18 protein-coding genes are annotated in these 18,782 nt (G+C 69.6%); 10 read left to right on the top strand and 8 right to left on the bottom strand.

Annotated elements, in window-relative coordinates; all coding sequences use genetic code 11:
* Window positions 1–122: 122 nt before the first annotated feature.
* The 10 genes from ACFC14_RS18010 (at window position 123) to ACFC14_RS17965 (ending at window position 9,662) form a co-directional block, all read left to right on the top strand.
* A complete protein-coding gene (locus tag ACFC14_RS18010) occupies window positions 123–440 on the top strand; it encodes a PTS sugar transporter subunit IIB (protein ID WP_376107704.1) in 318 nt (105 codons plus the stop codon).
* On the top strand, window positions 437–718 hold the full coding sequence (locus ACFC14_RS18005; protein WP_136041541.1) for an HPr family phosphocarrier protein: 282 nt from the start codon (window positions 437–439) through the stop codon (window positions 716–718). Before ACFC14_RS18010 ends, ACFC14_RS18005 begins: the two co-directional genes overlap by 4 nt.
* A complete protein-coding gene (gene ptsP, locus ACFC14_RS18000; protein WP_376107701.1) occupies window positions 715–2,400 on the top strand; it encodes a phosphoenolpyruvate--protein phosphotransferase in 1,686 nt (561 codons plus the stop codon). The genes ACFC14_RS18005 and ptsP overlap by 4 nt, the downstream gene beginning before the upstream one ends.
* Window positions 2,397–4,031 carry a PTS mannitol transporter subunit IICB gene (locus tag ACFC14_RS17995; RefSeq protein WP_376107698.1) on the top strand — a complete coding sequence of 545 codons (1,635 nt, stop codon included), beginning with the start codon at window positions 2,397–2,399 and terminating at the stop codon, window positions 4,029–4,031. The genes ptsP and ACFC14_RS17995 overlap by 4 nt, the downstream gene beginning before the upstream one ends.
* On the top strand, window positions 4,028–4,462 hold the full coding sequence (locus ACFC14_RS17990) for a PTS sugar transporter subunit IIA (protein WP_376107695.1): 435 nt from the start codon (window positions 4,028–4,030) through the stop codon (window positions 4,460–4,462). Before ACFC14_RS17995 ends, ACFC14_RS17990 begins: the two co-directional genes overlap by 4 nt.
* A complete protein-coding gene (locus ACFC14_RS17985; protein WP_376107692.1) occupies window positions 4,459–5,616 on the top strand; it encodes a mannitol-1-phosphate 5-dehydrogenase in 1,158 nt (385 codons plus the stop codon). The genes ACFC14_RS17990 and ACFC14_RS17985 overlap by 4 nt, the downstream gene beginning before the upstream one ends.
* 85 nt (window positions 5,617–5,701) lie before the next feature.
* Window positions 5,702–6,994 (top strand): flavin-containing monooxygenase, encoded by a 1,293-nt coding sequence (locus tag ACFC14_RS17980; protein ID WP_376107689.1) that lies wholly within the window; start codon window positions 5,702–5,704, stop codon window positions 6,992–6,994.
* On the top strand, window positions 6,991–7,941 hold the full coding sequence (locus ACFC14_RS17975; protein ID WP_376107686.1) for a bile acid:sodium symporter family protein: 951 nt from the start codon (window positions 6,991–6,993) through the stop codon (window positions 7,939–7,941). The genes ACFC14_RS17980 and ACFC14_RS17975 overlap by 4 nt, the downstream gene beginning before the upstream one ends.
* Complete coding sequence (locus ACFC14_RS17970; protein WP_376107683.1) at window positions 7,941–8,906, top strand: NAD-dependent epimerase/dehydratase family protein; 966 nt, start codon at window positions 7,941–7,943, stop codon at window positions 8,904–8,906. The genes ACFC14_RS17975 and ACFC14_RS17970 overlap by 1 nt, the downstream gene beginning before the upstream one ends.
* Before the next feature lie 9 nt (window positions 8,907–8,915).
* The gene (locus ACFC14_RS17965; protein ID WP_376107681.1) at window positions 8,916–9,662 is read left to right on the top strand and encodes an alpha/beta hydrolase; all 747 of its coding nucleotides are present in this window, start codon (window positions 8,916–8,918) and stop codon (window positions 9,660–9,662) included.
* A 3-nt stretch (window positions 9,663–9,665) separates the two neighbouring features.
* Here ACFC14_RS17965 and ACFC14_RS17960 read toward each other — a convergent pair whose 3' ends face one another.
* The 8 genes from ACFC14_RS17960 to ACFC14_RS17925 are packed head-to-tail and all read right to left on the bottom strand — an operon-like array spanning window position 9,666 to window position 18,695.
* Window positions 9,666–10,529: a carbohydrate kinase family protein gene (locus ACFC14_RS17960; RefSeq protein WP_376107677.1), complete on the bottom strand. Its 864-nt coding sequence runs from the start codon at window positions 10,527–10,529 to the stop codon at window positions 9,666–9,668.
* A gap of 27 nt (window positions 10,530–10,556) precedes the next feature.
* Window positions 10,557–11,624 (bottom strand): polysaccharide deacetylase family protein, encoded by a 1,068-nt coding sequence (locus ACFC14_RS17955; RefSeq protein WP_376107674.1) that lies wholly within the window; start codon window positions 11,622–11,624, stop codon window positions 10,557–10,559.
* A 56-nt stretch (window positions 11,625–11,680) separates the two neighbouring features.
* Window positions 11,681–12,796: an adenosine deaminase gene (locus ACFC14_RS17950; RefSeq protein ID WP_376107671.1), complete on the bottom strand. Its 1,116-nt coding sequence runs from the start codon at window positions 12,794–12,796 to the stop codon at window positions 11,681–11,683.
* A 50-nt stretch (window positions 12,797–12,846) separates the two neighbouring features.
* Complete coding sequence (locus ACFC14_RS17945) at window positions 12,847–14,139, bottom strand: thymidine phosphorylase (protein ID WP_376107668.1); 1,293 nt, start codon at window positions 14,137–14,139, stop codon at window positions 12,847–12,849.
* Window positions 14,136–14,561, bottom strand: a complete 426-nt coding sequence (locus ACFC14_RS17940; protein WP_376107946.1) for a cytidine deaminase — start codon at window positions 14,559–14,561, stop codon at window positions 14,136–14,138. The genes ACFC14_RS17945 and ACFC14_RS17940 overlap by 4 nt, the downstream gene beginning before the upstream one ends.
* Window positions 14,562–14,581: 20 nt before the next feature.
* Window positions 14,582–15,865, bottom strand: a complete 1,284-nt coding sequence (locus ACFC14_RS17935) for an ABC transporter permease (protein WP_376107943.1) — start codon at window positions 15,863–15,865, stop codon at window positions 14,582–14,584.
* The gene (locus tag ACFC14_RS17930) at window positions 15,865–17,184 is read right to left on the bottom strand and encodes an ABC transporter permease (RefSeq protein WP_136041528.1); all 1,320 of its coding nucleotides are present in this window, start codon (window positions 17,182–17,184) and stop codon (window positions 15,865–15,867) included. The genes ACFC14_RS17935 and ACFC14_RS17930 overlap by 1 nt, the downstream gene beginning before the upstream one ends.
* The gene (locus ACFC14_RS17925; RefSeq protein ID WP_376107664.1) at window positions 17,181–18,695 is read right to left on the bottom strand and encodes an ABC transporter ATP-binding protein; all 1,515 of its coding nucleotides are present in this window, start codon (window positions 18,693–18,695) and stop codon (window positions 17,181–17,183) included. The genes ACFC14_RS17930 and ACFC14_RS17925 overlap by 4 nt, the downstream gene beginning before the upstream one ends.
* Window positions 18,696–18,782 lie beyond the last annotated feature (87 nt).

Below are 18,782 nucleotides of genomic sequence, written 5' to 3'. Positions count from 1 at the left end.
CTCCATGATGTCAGCATGCCGGCATGCGCGGGCGGAAGGAGGTGTTCCGCGGGGGCGGAAAGGAACCTGTTGGTGCGGTGCACCTCCCGGTTCCCAGACTGTTCTCAGGAAGGTGGGAGTCGATGAGGATCCTCGTGGTGTGCGGCGCCGGGGCGTCGAGCACGTTCGTCGCACTGCGGCTTCGCACTGCGGCAGCCTCGGCCGGTCTCGGCTGGGACGCGGTGGCGGGCACCGAGAGCTCCGTCGCCGGCTCCGATCACGACCTCGTCCTCGTCGGTCCGCATCTCGGCGACCGGCTCGAGATGTTGCGCCGCAGCGTCGAATCGCCCGTGGCCGTGCTTCCGGATGACGTCTTCTCCGACCGCGACGGCTCTCGCACCCTCGACTTCGCCCGATCGATCCTCGCCGCCGCCGGCGACACCCCGAAAGGAACATCATGACCGCCACCCGCACCGTCCGGATCGGCTCCTCCCACGGACTGCACGCCCGCCCGGCGAAGCTCTTCGCGCAGGCGGCGAAGGACTCGGGCATCGCCGTGACGATCGCCAAGGACTCGGGCAAACCGGTCAACGCCGCCAGCATCCTGGGCGTGATCGCGCTCGCGATCGAGTACGGCGACTATGTGACGTTGACGGCCGACGGCGACGGGGCCGAGGGCGTGCTGGACACGCTCACCGAGCTCCTCACCACCGACCATGACCAGGACGCCGCCGGATGAGCGAGCTGCGCGGGGTGGGCATCGGTCTGGGCGTGGCCCAGGGACCGGTCGTCCGCATGGCCGAGGCGATGCCGGCTCCGGAGAACTCGCCGAGCACGGCGGGCACCGAAGCCGAGCGCGTGCGAGTTCGCGAAGCGGTCGCGACCGTCGCCCGCGAACTCAACGAACGTGGTGAGGCGGCAGGCGGCGCAGCCCGAGACGTGCTCGAAGCGCAGGCGATGATCGCCGAGGACCCGACGCTCCAAGACGAGGTCGATACCCGGATCGATGCCGGAGCGACGGCCGAATGGGCGGTGCACGATGCGTTCGCGGGGTTCCGCGCCACGCTGGAGGCCGTCGGTGGTTACCTCGGCGAGCGCGCCGCAGACCTCGATGACATCGCGCAGCGGGTCCTCGCACACCTGCGCGGCGTCGATGCCCCTGGTGTCCCGAACCCCGGGCACCCGTTCGTCCTGGTCGCGCGCGACCTGGCTCCGGCCGACACCGCACTCCTCGACCTGGATCAGGTACTCGCGCTGATCACGACCGACGGCGGGCCCACCTCCCACACCGCGATCCTCGCGAGGGAGAAGGGCATCGTCGCGATCGTCGGCGTCGGCGACGCCACGCCGCTGGTCACGGGCGAGACGGTGATCGTCGACGCCGCCAGCGGGGTGGTCACCCGCGAGCCGACGGAGGACGAGAAGGACCGCGCGGCTCAGCGCGCCGCCGCCCGCCAGTCGGCCGAGGCCGCTCCCCCTACTCCCGGCGCCCTCGCCGACGGCACGCCTGTCGCGCTGCTCGCGAACCTGGGGAAGCCCGCAGACGCGGCCGATGCGATCGTTCGGGGGGCCGAGGGCGTCGGGCTGTTCCGCACCGAGTTCCTGTTCCTCTCCTCGGCACAGGCGCCGACCATCGCCCAGCAGCGGGAGTCGTATCGCGAGCTGCTGGCCGCCTTCCCCGGCAAGAAGGTCGTGGTCCGGATGCTCGACGCGGGCGCCGACAAGCCGCTGGCGTTCCTCAACGACGCGCACGAGGAGAACCCGGCGCTCGGGCTGCGGGGCCTTCGCGCGCTGCGCGCCAGCGAGGACATCCTGCGCGAGCAGCTGACCGCGCTGGCCGAAGCCGATGCCGAGACCGATGCCGATCTCTGGGTCATGGCACCGATGGTCGCCACGGTCGAGGAGACGATCTACTTCACCGGGCTCGCACGCGAGTACGGGCTGCAGACCGCCGGGGTGATGGTGGAGATCCCCGCGAGCGCCCTGCTCGCCGACCGGGTGCTCGCGCACGCCGACTTCGCCTCGATCGGCACCAACGACCTCACGCAGTACACCCTGGCGGCCGACCGCATGCTCGGCTCGGTCGCCGGCTTCCAGGATCCCTGGCATCCCGCCGTGCTGCGCCTCGTGCGCGAGGTCGGCGACGCCGGTGCACGCCTGGCCAAACCGGTCGGCATCTGCGGCGAGGCCGCCGCCGATCCGCTCCTCGCCGTCGTGCTGGTCGGCCTCGGCGCCACCAGCCTCTCGATGGCTCCCTCGGCCCTGGCCGACGTGCGACACGCGCTCTCCGAACGCACCCTGTCCGAGGCGCGGGGCCTCGCGGAGGCCGCCCTGGCCGCCGACGACGCTCCCTCCGCCCGAACCGCCGCGGCCACTCTCGCCGCGGAACTCCCCCTCCACAAGAAAGAGACGACATCATGACGACGACGTCACCTGCCGCCACGAAACCCGGCGGTCTCCGCGTGGGCGTGCAGCGCTTCGGCACGTTCCTCTCCGGCATGATCATGCCGAACATCGCAGCCTTCATCGCCTGGGGCTTCATCACGATGCTCTTCATCCCGGCCGGATTCTTCGGCGCCAAGAGCCCCTTCGGCTGGCACTGGGCGGGTGTGGCCGAGATCATCGGCGGCGGCGGCGACTCCGCCGTCATCGGCTGGCAGGGCGCCATGACCGCGGTGGCGGAGGGCGATGGCGGCAACATCCTCGCGTACGTCGGCCTGGTCGGCCCGATGGTGACCTACCTGCTGCCGCTGCTGATCGCCAACACCGCCGGCCGCATGGTCTACGGCGAACGCGGCGGTGTGGTGGCCACGATCGCCACGGTCGGCGTGATCGTCGGCACCAACATCCCGATGTTCCTGGGCGCCATGATCATGGGGCCGATCGCCGCGTGGATCATGAAGAAGGTCGACAGCATCTGGGACGGGAAGATCCGCCCCGGCTTCGAGATGCTGGTCAACAACTTCTCCGCCGGGATCCTGGGCATGCTCCTCGCGATCGTCGGCTTCTTCGCCTTCGGACCGGTCATGCTCGGCATCAGCGCCGCGCTCGGCGCCGCGGTCGACTGGCTCGTCACCCTGCAGCTGCTGCCGCTCGTGTCGATCATCGTCGAGCCGGCGAAGGTGCTGTTCCTCAACAACGCCATCAACCACGGCGTCTTCACCCCGCTCGGCATCGAGCAGGCGGCGGAGACCGGCAAGTCGATCCTGTTCCTCATCGAGGCCAACCCCGGCCCCGGCCTCGGCCTGCTCCTCGCCTTCAGCTTCTTCGGCGTGGGCGCGGCGAAGGGCTCCGCGCCGGGTGCAGCGATCATCCAGTTCTTCGGCGGCATCCACGAGATCTACTTCCCGTACGCGTTGAGCAAGCCCACCACGATCCTCGCCCTCATCGCGGGTGGTGCCGCCGGCGTCACGACGAACATGCTCCTGAACGGCGGTCTGGCTTTCCCGGCGGCGCCCGGCAGCATCATCGCGGTGACCTTCGCCGCCCTCGGCGCGGGTGTGCCGAACCTGCTGGTCGTGTACCTCTCGGTCATCGTCGCCGCCACCGTGACGTTCCTCATCACCGGTGTGATCCTGCGGGCTTCGCGCAAGCGCGACCTCGCCGCCGAGGGCGACGCCTTCGGCGCGGCGATCGCACAGACCGAGGCGAACAAGGGCAAGTCGTCGGCCGCGATGGATGCGCTGCGCACGTCGACCGCGGCTGCGGCACCCGAGGCCGCCGCGACTCCGGGCACGACCGCCGTCGCCACGGCACCGATCGAGCGGATCGTGTTCGCGTGCGACGCCGGCATGGGCTCATCGGCGATGGGCGCCAGCGTCCTCCGCAACAAGCTCAAGAAGGCGGGCATCGAGGACGTGAACGTGACCAACCAGGCCATCGCGAACCTCGACGGAACGGCCGACGTGGTGATCACGCAGCAGCAGCTCACCGAGCGCGCCGCAGCGAAGTCGCCGAACTCGGTCCACGTGTCGGTCGACAACTTCATGAACTCGCCCAAGTACGAAGAGGTCGTCGAGATGGTGCGATCCCAGCGAAAGGACACAGAATGAGCGTTCTCACCCCCGAGCAGGTCCGCATCCACCCCGGTGGGGCGACCCGCGACGAGGCGCTCCAGGAGGCGACGGACATCCTCGTCGCCGCCGGAGCCGTCACGCCGGCCTACGTTGACGCCATGCGGCAGCGTGAGGAGACCGTGTCGACCTTCATGGGCAACGGACTCGCGATCCCGCACGGCACCAACGACGCGAAGGACGCCATCCTCGCCTCGGCCCTGTCGGTCGTGCGCTACGACGGCGGCGTCGACTGGTCGGGGGATCCCGCGACCTTCGTGATCGGCATCGCCGGCGTCGGCGACGAACACCTGGAGATCCTCTCCCGGATCGCGATCCTGTTCTCCGAGGAGGACGACGTGGCACGGCTCTCCGCGGCGCAGACCCCGGAGGAGCTCTACGCCCTGCTGTCGGAGGTGAACGAGGGATGAAGGCGGTCCACTTCGGGGCGGGCAACATCGGGCGCGGGTTCGTCGGTCTGCTGCTGCGCCAGGGCGGGTACGAGGTCGTGTTCTCCGACGTCGCGGATGCCCTGGTCGACGCGATCAATGCGGTCGACTCGTACACCGTGCACGAAGCCGGCCCCGGAGGGACCGATCACGTCGTCACCGGGTTCCGTGCCGTCAACAGCCGCACCGATCCCGCCGCCGTGGCGGAGGAGGTCGCGACGGCCGATGTCGTCACGACAGCGGTCGGGCCCACGGTGCTGCGATTCGTGGCACCGTCGACCGTGGCCGGACTCGCCCTCCGCTCCCCCGATGCCGCGCCGCTGCAGGTCATGGCCTGCGAGAACGCGATCGGCGCGACCGATCTGCTTCGCCGGGAGATCGCGACGGCTGCGGGGGCGGATGCCGGGACGCTGCTCGCCCGCGCGGTCTTCGCGAACACCGCGGTCGACCGCATCGTGCCGGCACAGCCCGCCGACGGCGGCGTGGATGTCACGGTCGAGCCCTACTTCGAGTGGGCGATCGAGTCGGGGCCGTTCGGCGGCTCCCTTCCGACCATCCCCGGCGCCCACTTCGTCGACGATCTGGCACCGTACATCGAGCGCAAGCTCTTCACGGTGAACACGGGGCACGCCGCCACCGCGTACTTCGGCGCGCGAGCCGGGATCGAACGGATCTCGGACGCCCTGGCCGACCCCGCCATCGCGGCGAACGTGTCTGCGGCGCTGGAGGAGACCTCGGCCGTGCTGGTCGCCGAGCACGGGCTGGATGCGGCGGACCTCGCGGCGTACCGCGCCACGATCCTCGACCGTTTCCGCAACCCGGCGCTGGTCGACACCGTGCAGCGCGTCGGACGCCAGCCGCTGCGCAAGATCTCGCGGCACGAGCGGTTCGTGGGACCAGCCGCCATGGCCGCGGAGCGCGGCCTGCCGACCGAGGCGCTCGTGGCGGCCGTGTCGGCGGCGCTCGAGTTCGACGATCCGGCCGACGAGCAGTCGGTCGAGCTACAGGACCTGCTGCGCGCGGAGGAGCCCGCGGCCTTCACTGCCCGCACCACGGGCCTGGATCCGGAGCATCCGCTGTTCCCGGCCATCCGGGACGCCGTCGCGGCGCGCCGCCAGCACCTCGGAGCCGCCTGACCGGTGGAACTCGACGCCCCCGCCTAGCCGTTACGATCGGTGGGCGGGGGCGTTTTTTCGAGCACACTGACGTGCGGGGAGCAGCATGAACAGATACGCCGTGATCGGCGCGGGTCCATCGGGTCTGGCCGCGGCGCGCGCGCTGCAGAAGCGCGGAATCGTGGTGGACGGCTATGAGGCCGCACACGGCGTCGGCGGCCTGTGGGACATCACCAATCCCCGCAGCACGATGTACGAGTCCGCGCACCTGATCTCCTCCCGCACCACGACGGAGTTCACCGAGTTCCCGATGCGGTCGCGGGTCGACTACCCCGGCCACCGCGTGCTGAAGGAGTACTTCGACGACTTCGCCGATCACTTCGGGCTGACGGGCCTGTTCCGGTTCGACACGCGGGTCACGCGCCTCGAACCCCGCGACGACGGTTGGGACCTGACGAGCGCCGGGCCCGACGGCGAGCACACCCGCTGGTACGCCGGCGTCGTCCTCGCCAACGGAACCCTTGCCGAGCCGAACGTGCCGACCTTCCGCGGGGAGTTCACGGGCGAGCTCCTGCACACCAGCGCGTACAAGTCCCCCGAGCAGCTGCGCGGCAAGCGGGTGCTGCTGATCGGCGCCGGGAACTCGGGCTGCGACATCGCCGTGGATGCCGTGCATCACGCCGTGTCCGTCGACATGAGCGTGCGGCGCGGCTATTACTTCGTGCCCCGCTACCTGTTCGGCAAGCCCAGCGACACCCTCAACCAGGGCCGTCCGCTGCCGGCGCGCCTCAAGCAGGCCGTCGACAGCCGCGTCCTCCGCGCGTTCACGGGCGACCCCGTGCGGTTCGGCTTCCCGAAGCCCGACTACCGCATCTACGAGTCGCACCCGATCGTGAACACCCTGATCCTCAACCACCTCGGCCAGGGTGACCTGCGCATCCGCCCGGACGTCGACCGCTTCGCCGAGCGGACGGTGCACTTCCGCGACGGCAGCTCGGACGAGTACGACCTGGTCCTGCTCGCCACCGGCTACACGCTCGACTACCCGTTCGTCGACCGGGAGCACCTGCACTGGCAGGGCGCCTCGCCCCGACTCTTCCTGAACGTGTTCCCCGCCTCCTTCAACGGGCTCTACGTGATGGGAATGATCGAGGCGTCCGGCATCGGGTGGCAGGGCCGCTACGAACAAGCCGAGCTGCTCGCCGCCTACCTCGACGCGGTCGAGATCGACTCCGCGCGGGCGACCCGCTTCCGCGACCGGGTCACCGGCACCGCGTGGCCCGATGTCACGGGCGGCTATCACTACCTGGGCCTGGACCGGATGGCGTACTACGTCAACAAAGACGCCTATCGGGGCGCGGTGCGGCGCGAGAAGGACGCACTCGAGGCCTCGGCATGAACGTCGACGACGTCGTCCTCTCGTTCACGCCCGGCACGCTCACGATCCTCAACGTGGTGCTCGGACTCATCATGTTCGGCATCGCGTTGGACACTTCGCCGAGTGACTTCCGGGTCGTGGTGAAGCATCCGAAGCCGTTCGCGATCGCGATCCTCGCACAGCTGCTCCTGCTGCCGATCGCGACGTTCTTGCTGACGCTCATACTCCCCGTGCCGCCGTCGATGGCGCTCGGGATGCTGCTCGTGGCCTGCTGCCCCCCGGGGAACATCTCGCAGGTGCTGACTCATCGCGCCGGCGGCAACGTCGCCCTCTCGGTCTCGCTGACCGCGGTGGGGAACCTCATCTACATCGTCGCGATGCCGCTGAGCATCACCTTCTGGGCCTCGCTGCACCCGACCGCCCGCACGCTGCTGCGCGACATCACCCTCGACCCGTGGCGGATGCTGCTGGAGATCTTCCTCATCGTCGGCCTCCCCTTCGCCCTCGGCATGCTCCTGCGCGCCAAGGCACCGGGGTTCAGCGCCCGCGTGCAGCCGTTCGTGAAGTGGTTCAGCCTGATCGCCCTGCTCGGCTTCATCATCGCCGCTCTGGTCGGCAACTGGGCGGTGTTCGTGCAGGTACTCGGCATCATCCTGCTGGTGGTCGCGGTGCACGACGCCGTGGCGCTCGCGCTCGGCTACGGCACGGCCGTGGTCGGGGGTCTCGGCACTCGTGAGCGCAAGGCGATGACCTTCGAGGTCGGCATCCGCAACGCCGGCCTCGGCCTCGGCCTGGTGTTCCTGTTCTTCGACGGACTCGGCGGCATGGCCATCGTGGCCGGCTGGTGGGGCATCTGGGACATCATCGCCGGGCTCGTCCTCGCTGGGCTCTGGGCCCGGCACACGAGGAAGCGCACAGGGTCCAGCACCGGCGACGCGAGCGGCCGCACCACCGTCGAGGCGGTCTGATGCCCCGGGTGCTGATCACCGGCGGCAGCGGTTTCCTCGGCTCGCACGTGGCGCAGGCCCTCTCCGCGAGAGACGACGTGGATGTCGTGGTTGCCGCGGACCTGCGAGCGGGTGCCTCCCGCGCAGGCGTCATCGATGCGCTCCTGGACGTGACGGATGCCGCTGCGATCGCTCCTGTGCTGCGGCAGCATCGCATCGACACGGTGGTGCACCTCGCGGCAATCGTGAATCCGGGCCACGACGTCGACCTGGAGTACCGCGTCGATGTGACCGGATCCGCGAACGTCCTCGCCGCGTGCGTCGAGGCGGGCGTGCAGCGCATCGTGGTCTCGAGCTCGGGGGCGGCGTACGGCTATCACGCCGACAATGCGGAGTGGATCGACGAGAGCCAGCCGCTTCGAGGCAACGACGCGTTCCCGTACGCCCGGCACAAGAGGCTGGTGGAGGAGATTCTGGCCGAGCACCGGGAGAGCCATCCGAACCTCGAGCAGGTGGTCTTCCGCATCGGCACGATCCTCGGCCCGACCGTGCGGAATCAGATCACCGCACTCTGGGACGGGCGGCGCATCCTCCGCATCGCGGGATCGGAGTCGCCCTTCGTGTTCGTCTGGGTGGACGACGTGGCGGCCGCGATGGTGCGGGCGGCGACCGACGGCCCCGCCGGCATCTTCAACGTCGCAGGCGACGGACGGATAACCGTGCCCGAGATCGCCGCTCGTCTGGGCAAGCCGCAGCTCGTGCTGCCCGCCTGGGCGCTGTCGGCCGCGCTGCGACTCGGACGGATGCTGCGCCTCACCCCGCACGGACCGGAGAAGGTGCCGTTCCTGCGGTACCGACCGGTGCTGACGAACCGCCGGCTGAAGGAGGATTTCGGCTATTCCCCGCGTCGCACGACACGCGAGGCATTCGAGGAGTACCTCCGCACCCATCCCGCCGTCGCGCGGACGGGCGCCGACGCGGGGTAGCGTTGATCCGTGCAGAAGAAGCGTGGCCGCCGGGTCCTGAAACGAGTCCTGTGGAGTATCACGATCGTGCTGGTGCTGGCGGTGATCGGCGTCGTCGCATACACGCAGATCGGCGTCATGGCCGCGGAGCCGGAGCCTCTCGCGTCCGTGCGGGAGAACCCCGCGATCACGGTCACCGACGCGGATGAGGGCATCGTGCTCGCCCCCGCCGACGGCGAGTCGGATCTCGGGCTGGTCTTCATCCCCGGCGCCAAGGTCGACCCGTGGGCCTACGCGGCCACCCTCCAGGGGCTCGCCGAGGAAGGAACCACGGTCGTGATCACGCGCCCCTGGCTGAATCTGGCCTTCTTCGATCCGCGTGGACTCGACGCCTTCACCTCGGCTGCACCCGATATCGACGTCTGGGGTGTGGGTGGGCACTCGCTGGGCGGCGTCCGAGCCTGCCAGCTCGCAGCGGATGCCGACGCACTGGTGCTGTTCGGCTCGTACTGCGCGACCGACGTGTCGGACAGCGGCCTTCCTGTGCTCAGCATCTCCGGCAGCGAAGATGGTCTCTCCACTCCGGAGAAGATCGCCGACGCGCGGGACCTGCTACCCGCCGACGCCGAGATGGTGGAGATCGACGGGGCATCGCACGCGTCCTTCGGCGACTACGGCCCGCAGGCCGGCGACGGCACTCCGACGATCTCGACCGAAGAGATGCACGACGAGGTCACCCGGCTCACCGAGGAGTTCCTCGCCCCGCTCGCGCCCTGAGGGTCACTCCCCTGCGTCGACGACCGCGTCCAGCAGCGGATGCAGGTGCCGCGAACGGAGAACGGCCGCGGCTGTCCGCGCGCCCGCCTCGAGTGCCGCGCCGACTCCCGCCCCGTCCAGGCGCGCATCGAGCACACCCGCGAGGAAGGCGTCGCCCGCGCCGTTCGTGTCGATGACCTCGACGGGCACGGCCGCCACCCGATGTTCGACCCCCTCTGCATCCACGGCCACCGCACCCTCGGCTCCGAGCGTGCACACGGCGAGTGAGGCACCGGCGGCGATGCGCGCACGCAGGAACGCGACCGGGTCCGGGAGGCGATCCGCGTTGCAGAACACCGCGTCAGCCGCCGCCAGGAACGGGCGGTGGAACTCGGCGTCACCGTCGTAGTCGTGCACGTCGACCCAGATCGGGACTCCGGTCTCCCGCGCCATCGGCAGGAGCCGCAGCGGCTCGGCGGCGAGGTCGAGCACGATCGCACCCGCCTCCCGCATCCGTACGCGAACCCAGGCATCGTCCTCGCCCGCGGTCGCGGCCGGCGACGACAGGTACAGAGAGACCCGTTCGCCGGCGCGGGTCATGAGGTTCAGATGCCGCTCGGTCACCCCTTCGCCCCAGTGCACCTGGACTCCCGCGGCGTGCAGGGCTGCTCGCACCCGTTCGCCCTCCGCGTCGCGGCCGGCGAGAGCATGGAGCTGCGTCGCACGCCCCAGCCCGGTGAGACTCAGGGCCTTGCCGGCACTCGTTCCGCCGACCGTCGTCCAGGTCTCCTCAGCGAACTGCATGTGGGGCACGGGCTCGGGAAGTCGATCGAGCACCACGATCGTGTTCCACGTCGCGGGACCTGCGATGAAGACGGAGTCGGGCATGCGACCATCCTGCCGCCTCGACGACGGTCAGCCGATGCGCGACACCAGGGCGTCCAGCCCCATGCCGTAGTCGATGCGCACCACGGGGAGGGCGAGCTTGTCGGTACCGATCGTCACGAACCCGGGTTCGATCGTCCGTGCCATCTCGTAGCCGGCCTGCATGACGCCCTGCTTGGCGGTGTCGTTGTAGTGCCCGAAGGGGTAGGCGATGACCTCGCGAACACCCAGGGTGTCGCCGGAGAGGTTCAGATCGGCGGCGATCTGATCCGCGGTCCAGTTGACCATCAGGCCGTCGCCGTTGTCTCCCGCCTTGTGCATGTCGTGCGTATGCGAGCGGCGGAGCACGAAGATCGATGGTGGCGGGTCCGACCGGTACGCGGTCACCATGAAGGAGGTCGCGAGCAGCTTGTGCGCCGCCACCACGGGTGCCCCGAGGTCGAACCAGGTCTGGTCGGCATCGTCGTCGGTGATGATCACGCTCCGCGCGGGCAGCGAGAGCCGGCCGTCGATGAAGGCGCTCAGCTCATCCCAGGTGGGCAGGTAGAAGCCGGTCGTCGCGATGTGGTTCATGTGCGCGTCGAAGTCGCCGATGTAGGCATAGTTCCCGCGCAGCCAGCCGGACTCCCCCTCGGGATTCGCCGTGAACTGGTGGTACATGAGGATCGGAACCTGCACGCCCTCGGCGGTGTTCTGCTCCGGCGTCTTCCACGCGGCGAAGAGCTCGACCTGCTGCTGGTCGCAGACCACGGGGTCCGCGCCGTTCACCCGGGCAGCGACCGTGTACGCCGCGGCATCCGCCGCTGTCGGGTACCAGCCGGCGAACACACGGCCGGCGAGGGCCGGGATCGGGAGCGCCTGGTACAGGCCGTCCTGCCGCTGCAGCTGCGGGTCGGCCGGAGCCCCCTCGCCGGTGAACGTCACCGCACAGGCAAGCGGATCAGCGGCGTCCGCGATGAGCTGCTCGGCGGGAGTCAGCGGCGGCGGAGTCATCACCGGTGTCGGCGTCCGCGACGGCTTCGCTTCGGCTTCGGCCTCGGCCGGTGCGTGGTTCAGCCAGACGTACGCCGTGAAACCGCCGCCCACGACGACGATCACCGCTGCGATGATGATTCCTGCGACGCCCCCGCGCCGTCTCCCCCCGGAGGCCACCGTCAGATGTCGAATCCCTCGGCGATCAACTCGACGAGCTCCTCCCGCTCCTCGACGGGGAGGAACGCGGCCGCAGCTGCATTGAACTGGAACGTCTCGAGATCGTCGAGGTCGTACTCGAAGGTCTCGACGAGCAGGGCGAGCTCGCGGGTCAGCGAAGTGGCGCTCATGGTGCGGTTGTCGACGTTCACCGTCACCGAGAACCCGAGCTGATACAGCAGATCGAACGGGTGGTCGGCCAGGGTGTCACCCCACGCGGCGATCGCGCCGGTCTGCAGGTTCGACGACGGCGAGAGCTCGAGCGGGATCTCACGATCGCGCACCCAGCGGGCCAGGTCGCCGAACTGCACCTGCACCTCGTCGCCCTCCTGCGTGACGACCTGGAGGTCTTCGGCGATGCGCACACCGTGGCCGAGACGCAGCGCCCGACCGTCGATGAGCGCGGAGCGGATCGATGCGAGACCCGCGGCCTCGCCCGCGTGCACGGTCACCGGGAAGAAGTTGTCGGCGAGGTAGTCGAAAGCGGCACAGTGGTTCGACGGCGGGAAGCCGTCTTCCGGGCCGGCGATGTCGAAGCCGACGGCACCGCGACCGCGGAAGTCGACCGCGAGTTCCGCGATCTCCCGTGCCCGGTCGGTGTGCCGCATGGCGGTGATGAGCTGGCCGACGCGGATGCTGCGTCCGTCGCGATCCGCCGCGTCCTCGCCCTCCTCGATGCCCTGCTGCACGGCTTCGACGGTCTGCTCGAGCGTGAGGCCGCGCGCCTGATGCTGTTCCGGAGCCCAGCGCACCTCCCCGTAGACCACACCGTCGGCTGCGAGGTCCTGGACGAACTCGCGCGCGACGCGGGTGAGCCCTTCCTGGGTCTGCATGACGGCGGTGGTCAGGTCGAAAGTCTTGAGGTACTCGACCAGCGAACCGGAATCGCTCTGCTTCGCGAACCACCTGCCGAGGGCGGCGGGGTCGGACTCCGGGACTTCGAGGCCGATGGAGTCCGCGAGCTCGAGGATCGTCGAGGGGCGCAGAGCGCCGTCGAGGTGGTCGTGCAGCGACACCTTCGGGAGGCTCCGCAGGGAGACTCCCTGCAGCGTGACGTCGCCGTTCGCATCGATCGACATGGTGATCCTCTCGGTCGCGGATGTGCTCAGTTCAGGCTAGCGGTCGCAGCTCACGCCGTGATGCGCTCGCGCACGATGGGACCGGTTGCCGGAGCCTCGTCGCCGATCTCCCACGAGCCGTCGAGGGCGTCGAGTGCTCGGCCGAACCGCGCATCGTCGGCGGCGGAGAGCGTGAACAGCGGCTGCCCCGCGACGACGCGGTCACCGGGCTTGGCGTGCAGGTCGATCCCCGCCTCGAAGATCACCGGATCCTCGGCCCTGGCGCGCCCGGCTCCGAGTCGCCAGGCGGCGATGCCGAACGGCAGCGCATCCATGCGCGTGATCACGCCATCCGCCGGGGCCGTCACGACGTGCGTCTCCCGCGCGGTCGGCAGCGCCGCATCGGGGTCGCCGTCCTGGGCGCGGATCATCGCCTTCCAGGTGTCCATCGCCCGGCCCTCGTCGAGCGCGGCCTCCACGTCGGCATCCGGCTGTCCGGCGAGGGCGAGCATCTCCCGCGCCAGGGCGAGGGTCAGCTCGCGGACATCGGCGGGACCGCCGCCGGCGAGGATCTCGACGGATTCGCGGACCTCGTTGGCGTTGCCGATCGCGAGTCCGAGCGGCACGTTCATGTCGGTGAGGAGCGCGGTGGTCGCCACGCCGGAGTCGGTGCCGAGCGCAACCATCGTCCGCGCGAGCTCCCGGGCGCGGTCGATGTCCTGCATGAAGGCGCCGGAGCCGAACTTCACGTCGAGCACGAGCGCGTCAGTGCCCTCGGCGATCTTCTTCGACATGATGCTCGACGCGATCAGCGGGATCGCCTCGACCGTGCCGGTGACGTCGCGGAGGGCGTACAGCTTCTTGTCGGCGGGTGCGAGGCCCGAGCCCGCCGCGCAGATGACCGCACCGACGTCGCCCTGCATCTGCGCGAACATCTCCTCGTTGCTGAGGGCGGCACGCCACCCGGGGATCGACTCGAGCTTGTCGAGCGTGCCGCCGGTGTGTCCGAGTCCGCGGCCGCTGAGCTGCGGGACGGCGACGCCGAACGACGCGACCAGCGGGGCGAGCGGCAGGGTGATCTTGTCGCCGACGCCGCCGGTGGAGTGCTTGTCGACGGTCTTCTTGCCGAGGGAGGCGAAGCTCATCCGCTCCCCCGACGCGATCATGGCGTCGGTCAGCACTCGGATCTCATCGCGCTCCATCCCGCGCTGGAAGATCGCCATCGCGAACGAGGCCATCTGCGCGTCGGAGACGTAGCCGCGGGTGTACGCGTCGATCATCCACCGGAGCGCCGCCTCGGGGACCGCACCGCCGTCGCGCTTGGCGCGGATCACGTCCACCGCGTCGAAGGGCTCAACAGTCATCGTGCTTCTCCTTCTGGTCCCTGAGCCTGTCGAAGGGCGCGCGGCCCGAACGCATCGGGCAGCACCTCGTCGATCGTGCGGATGCCGGAGACGGTCTCCAGCAGCATGCCCGGCATGGCGTGCTCGAACAGCAGTTGCCGGCAGCGGCCGCACGGCATGATCGTCTGCCCGTCGTTGTTCACGCACACGAAGGCGACGAGCTGGCCGCCGCCCGACATGTGCAGATCCCCGACGAGGGCGCACTCGGCGCACAGCGTGACTCCGTACGAGGCGTTCTCGACGTTGCAGCCGGCGACGATGCGACCGTCGCCGACGAGCGCCGCCGCCCCCACGCGATAGCGCGAGTACGGCGCGTACGCCTTCGTCATCGCATCCGTGGCGACCTGGCGCAGTTCATCCCAGTCGATGTCTGTCATTGCGATGCTTTCCTCTTCCGACCGGGCTAGGACTTTATGTAGGGCTTGCCGTCGGCGGCGGGCGCTTTGATCTGCCCGGCGAATCCGGCGACGGCGAGCAGCGTGACCAGGTACGGCAGCATCAGCATGAACTCACCCGGGATCGGCGTCTTCAGGATCGACAGCAGGTTCTGCAGGTTGGTCGCGAAGCCGAACAACAGCGCGGCCAGCGTGGCGCGGATCGGGTCCCAGCGGCCGAAGATCACAGCGGCGAGGGCGATGAAGCCGAGCCCCGCCGTCATGTCCTTGCCGAACTGCGGCACCGAGACGAGGGTGAAGTACGCGCCGCCCATACCGGCGATCGCACCTGCGAGCAGCACGTTCCAGAACCGGGTCGGGTTCACCTTGATGCCGACGGTGTCGGCGGCCTGCGGGTGCTCGCCGACGGCACGAAGCCGCAGACCCCAGCGGGTGCGGTACAGCCCCCACGCCACCACGGCGACGGTGATGAACATCAGGTACCCGATGAACGTCTGGTTGAACAGGACCGGTCCGATGATCGGGATGTCGCTGAGCACCGGGATCTCGACGCGCGGGAACCGGACCGGGGTGTTCAGGGTCGCCTCGTTCGGTGCGAGCAGAGCTCCGTAGAGGAAGCCGGTGAGGCCCGTGACCAGCACGTTGAGCACGACACCGACGATCACCTGCTCGACGAGGTATTTGATGGCGAATGCGGCCAGCACGCTGGCCACCAGCACGCCGCCCACCATCGCGCCGATCAGACCGACGAACGGGTTCCCGGTGATGCTCGAGAGCAGAGCGGCGGAGAAGGCGCCGAGCAGGAGCTGCCCCTCGATCGCGACGTTCACGACACCGGCACGTTCGCCGATGACGCCGCCCAGCGCACCGAACACGAGCGGCACCGACAGCGACACCGCTCCGAACAGCAGGCTCGTGACGGGCACGAGCCCCCCGGCGGACGCCCAGACGAGGAACGCGAAGACGGCGAGCACGCCGTAGGCGACGACCAGCCACAGTGAGGGCTTGCGGTAGGTCCACGCCCGGAGGAAGGCTCCGACCGTGAGGACCACCAGGATGCCGAACACCACCCAGAAGGTCGAGGCGGTCGGCAGGGCCACGTCGGGCAGCGAGAGTGCCGAGGACTGGTCGGAGAGGCGGAAGGTGCTGGTGCCCGTCCGCGGCACCGCGAGGAACAGCAGCGCCAGCAGCGCGGTCGCCGCGGCGAGGACGATCGGCGCCTTGAGGTGCCGCTCCTTGACCGTCGCGAGCTGCACCGTGCCGTCGGCGGCCTGGGTCTGAACGAGGGACATCATGCCATCACCGCCTTCTTCGCGGCCTTGGCTCTGGCCTTGGCCGCCTTCTCCGCATCGGTCTTCGGAAGGAAGAACACCGTGCGCAGCAGCGGCGGCGCCGCGATGAACAGCACCACGAGGGACTGCACCACGAGCACGATGTCGACCGGGATGTCCTGCGCCTGCATCGAGAACGAGCCCGCCTTGAGCGCCCCGAACAGGATGCCGGCCGCGAACGTGCCCCAGGCGCGGCTGCGTCCGAGGAGGGCGACCGTGATCGCGTCGAAGCCGATGCCGGCGTCGATCGTCTCGGTGACGCCGGTGGTGACGGCCCCCTGGATCTGGTTCATGCCGGCGAGACCCGCGAGCCCTCCCGCGAAGAGCATGGCGTAGACGTAGATGCGCTGCACGCTGATGCCGGCGGCGCGCGCGGCGTGCGGGTTCTCACCCACGGCGCGCATCCGCATGCCGAGCGACGAACGCTCGATGAGCCACCACACGAACAGGGTCGCCACGATCACGATCACGAAGCCGAGATCGAGGAGGGGGAACTGCGGGCCGAGCAGGGTCGGGAACTGCGCGCTCTGCGGCGTCGCCGATCCGAGGGCCTGGTTGGTGCCCGGCTTCTGCAGCAGGCCCGGCGTGCGGATCATCCACAGCAGCAGGTAGTACGCGATGTAGTTGAGCATGATCGTGAGGATCACCTCGTGCGCACCGGTGCGCGCCTTGATGAGTCCCGCGATGGCGCCCCAGAGCGCACCGCCGGCGATGCCGGCGATCAGCGTGACGGGGATGTGCAGCCAGATCGGCAGGTCGAGGGAGAACGTCAGCAGTGCCGCGACCGCGACACCGATGAGCATCTGGCCACGGGCACCGATGTTGAACAGGCCGACGCGGAACGCGAGCGCGACGCCGAGACCGGCCGCGATCAGCGGTGCCGCGAAGCCGAGGGTGTTCGTCAGCGGGCGGATCTGAGCTGCGAAGTCCGCGCCGCGGGCGTTGAAGATCGCCCCGCGGAAGAGTGCCTCGTAGCCGTTGTACACCGCGTTCCAGGCGGCGACGAAGGTGTCGCCCGGCTGCGCGAAGAAGTACACGGAGGCCGTCTGCACGTCTTCGTTCGTGAAGGCGATGAGGATGCCGCCCACGATGAGCGCCAGGACGATCGCGAGGATCGTGGTGACGGCGTTGCCGCGGAGGATCTCCTTGAGGATGACGTTCCCGCGCGGAGGCGGCGGCACGTCGGAGGGGTCGCGCGGGACGGTGCCGGTGCTCGTCGCGAGCTCCTGCGGCGGGATCCCCTTGGTCACATCTCCTGCGCCGGGCGTCGCTCCGCTCACGCGGCCACCTCCCCTTCGGCCGCTCCGGCCATCATGAGTCCGAGTGTCTCCCGAGGCGTGTCGCCGGGGACGATGCCGACGATGGTGCCGCGGTACATGACCGCGATCCGGTCGGCGAGAGCTGCGACCTCGTCGAGCTCCGTGGAGACGACGATCACGGGGATGCCCGCATCGCGCGTCTCGATGATGCGCTTGTGGATGAACTCGATCGAGCCGACGTCCACGCCGCGGGTCGGCTGCGCGGCGACGAGGAGCCGCAGGTCACGGCTCATCTCCCGGGCGATGACGACCTTCTGCTGGTTGCCGCCCGACAGCGTGCCGGCCGGAGTCTCCGGCCCCTGCGTGCGGATGTCGTACTCGGTGATGCGGGCGCGGGCGAACTCGTCGAGCGCCGAACGGCGCAGCGTGCCGGCACGGCTGAATGCCGGGTCGTCCGAGCGGTCGAGGATGAGGTTCTCCGCGACCGAGAAGCCGGCGACCAGGCCGTCCTCCGTCCGGTCTTCCGGGACGAAGCCGACACCGGCGTCGAGGATGGCGCGCACGCTCTTGCCCACGAGCTCCTTGCCGTCGAGCACGATGCTGCCCTCGACGCGGGCGGCGAGGCCGACGATGGCCTCCACCAGCTCGGTCTGGCCGTTGCCCTGCACACCGGCGATCGCGAGGACCTCACCCGGTCGGACGGCGAGGTCGACACCATCGACGACGATCGCGCCCGTGGGTGTAAGAACGCGCAGTCCCTTGACTTCGAAACCGCCCTCGCCCAGGCGGGGCGGGTCCTTGTGCACGGTCAGTTCGACCGCGCGACCGACCATGAGGGAGGCGAGCTCCGCGTTGGTCGCGGTGGGAGATGCCTCGCCGACGACCTTGCCGAGGCGGACGATGGTGATCTTGTCGGCCACCTCGCGCACCTCGCGCAGCTTGTGCGTGATGAACACGATCGCCGTGCCCTCGTCGCGCAGCTGACGCATGATGTTCATGAGCTCATCGGTCTCCTGCGGGGTGAGCACCGCCGTCGGCTCGTCGAAGACGAGCACCCTCGCGTCGCGCGACAGGGCCTTGATGATCTCGACCCGCTGCTGCACGCCGACGGGCAGGTCGCCCACGAGTGCATCCGGGTCGATGTCGAAGCCGAATCGGGACGCCACCGACCGCACGTGCTCTCGCGCCTTCGCGATGTCGAGCGTGCCGAGGGCCTTGGTCTGCTCGTGACCGAGCATCACGTTCTCGGCCACCGTGAAGACCGGGACGAGCATGAAGTGCTGGTGCACCATGCCGATCCCTGCAGCCATCGCATCACCGGGACCGCGGAAGCGCTGCACCTCGTCATCGAGGAGGATCTCTCCCTCATCGGCCTGGTACAGGCCATAGAGGACGTTCATGAGCGTTGACTTGCCTGCGCCGTTCTCACCGAGGAGCGCGTGGATCTCCCCCGGCTCGACCACCAGATCGATGTGGTCGTTGGCCACGAGGCTACCGAATCGCTTGGTGATGCCGCGAAGTTCGAGCTTCATATCTGCACCTTATCCAGAAGAGTTATCCAGAAGAGTCATCCAGGAGAATCATCGTCCGTCCACGGCACGGGGCGAGTGGCAGCCTGC

This window comes from Microbacterium sp. NPDC055988 (genome assembly GCF_042269505.1).
GTDB lineage: Bacteria > Actinomycetota > Actinomycetes > Actinomycetales > Microbacteriaceae > Microbacterium.
Note: the sequence above shows the minus strand (reverse complement) of the source record. Positions and strands in the feature narration are given on the sequence as shown.

What these genes read in the sequence shown, in the direction of transcription:
- ACFC14_RS18010 (WP_376107704.1), top strand. Translation starts at nt 123, where the DNA reads ATGAGGATCCTCGTGGTGTGCGGCGCCGGGGCGTCGAGCACGTTCGTC.
- ACFC14_RS18005 (WP_136041541.1), top strand. Translation starts at nt 437, where the DNA reads ATGACCGCCACCCGCACCGTCCGGATCGGCTCCTCCCACGGACTGCAC.
- ptsP (WP_376107701.1), top strand. Translation starts at nt 715, where the DNA reads ATGAGCGAGCTGCGCGGGGTGGGCATCGGTCTGGGCGTGGCCCAGGGA.
- ACFC14_RS17995 (WP_376107698.1), top strand. Translation starts at nt 2,397, where the DNA reads ATGACGACGACGTCACCTGCCGCCACGAAACCCGGCGGTCTCCGCGTG.
- ACFC14_RS17990 (WP_376107695.1), top strand. Translation starts at nt 4,028, where the DNA reads ATGAGCGTTCTCACCCCCGAGCAGGTCCGCATCCACCCCGGTGGGGCG.
- ACFC14_RS17985 (WP_376107692.1), top strand. Translation starts at nt 4,459, where the DNA reads ATGAAGGCGGTCCACTTCGGGGCGGGCAACATCGGGCGCGGGTTCGTC.
- ACFC14_RS17980 (WP_376107689.1), top strand. Translation starts at nt 5,702, where the DNA reads ATGAACAGATACGCCGTGATCGGCGCGGGTCCATCGGGTCTGGCCGCG.
- ACFC14_RS17975 (WP_376107686.1), top strand. Translation starts at nt 6,991, where the DNA reads ATGAACGTCGACGACGTCGTCCTCTCGTTCACGCCCGGCACGCTCACG.
- ACFC14_RS17970 (WP_376107683.1), top strand. Translation starts at nt 7,941, where the DNA reads ATGCCCCGGGTGCTGATCACCGGCGGCAGCGGTTTCCTCGGCTCGCAC.
- ACFC14_RS17960 (WP_376107677.1), bottom strand. Translation starts at nt 10,529, where the DNA reads ATGCCCGACTCCGTCTTCATCGCAGGTCCCGCGACGTGGAACACGATC.
- ACFC14_RS17950 (WP_376107671.1), bottom strand. Translation starts at nt 12,796, where the DNA reads ATGTCGATCGATGCGAACGGCGACGTCACGCTGCAGGGAGTCTCCCTG.
- ACFC14_RS17945 (WP_376107668.1), bottom strand. Translation starts at nt 14,139, where the DNA reads ATGACTGTTGAGCCCTTCGACGCGGTGGACGTGATCCGCGCCAAGCGC.
- ACFC14_RS17935 (WP_376107943.1), bottom strand. Translation starts at nt 15,865, where the DNA reads ATGTCCCTCGTTCAGACCCAGGCCGCCGACGGCACGGTGCAGCTCGCG.
- ACFC14_RS17925 (WP_376107664.1), bottom strand. Translation starts at nt 18,695, where the DNA reads ATGAAGCTCGAACTTCGCGGCATCACCAAGCGATTCGGTAGCCTCGTG.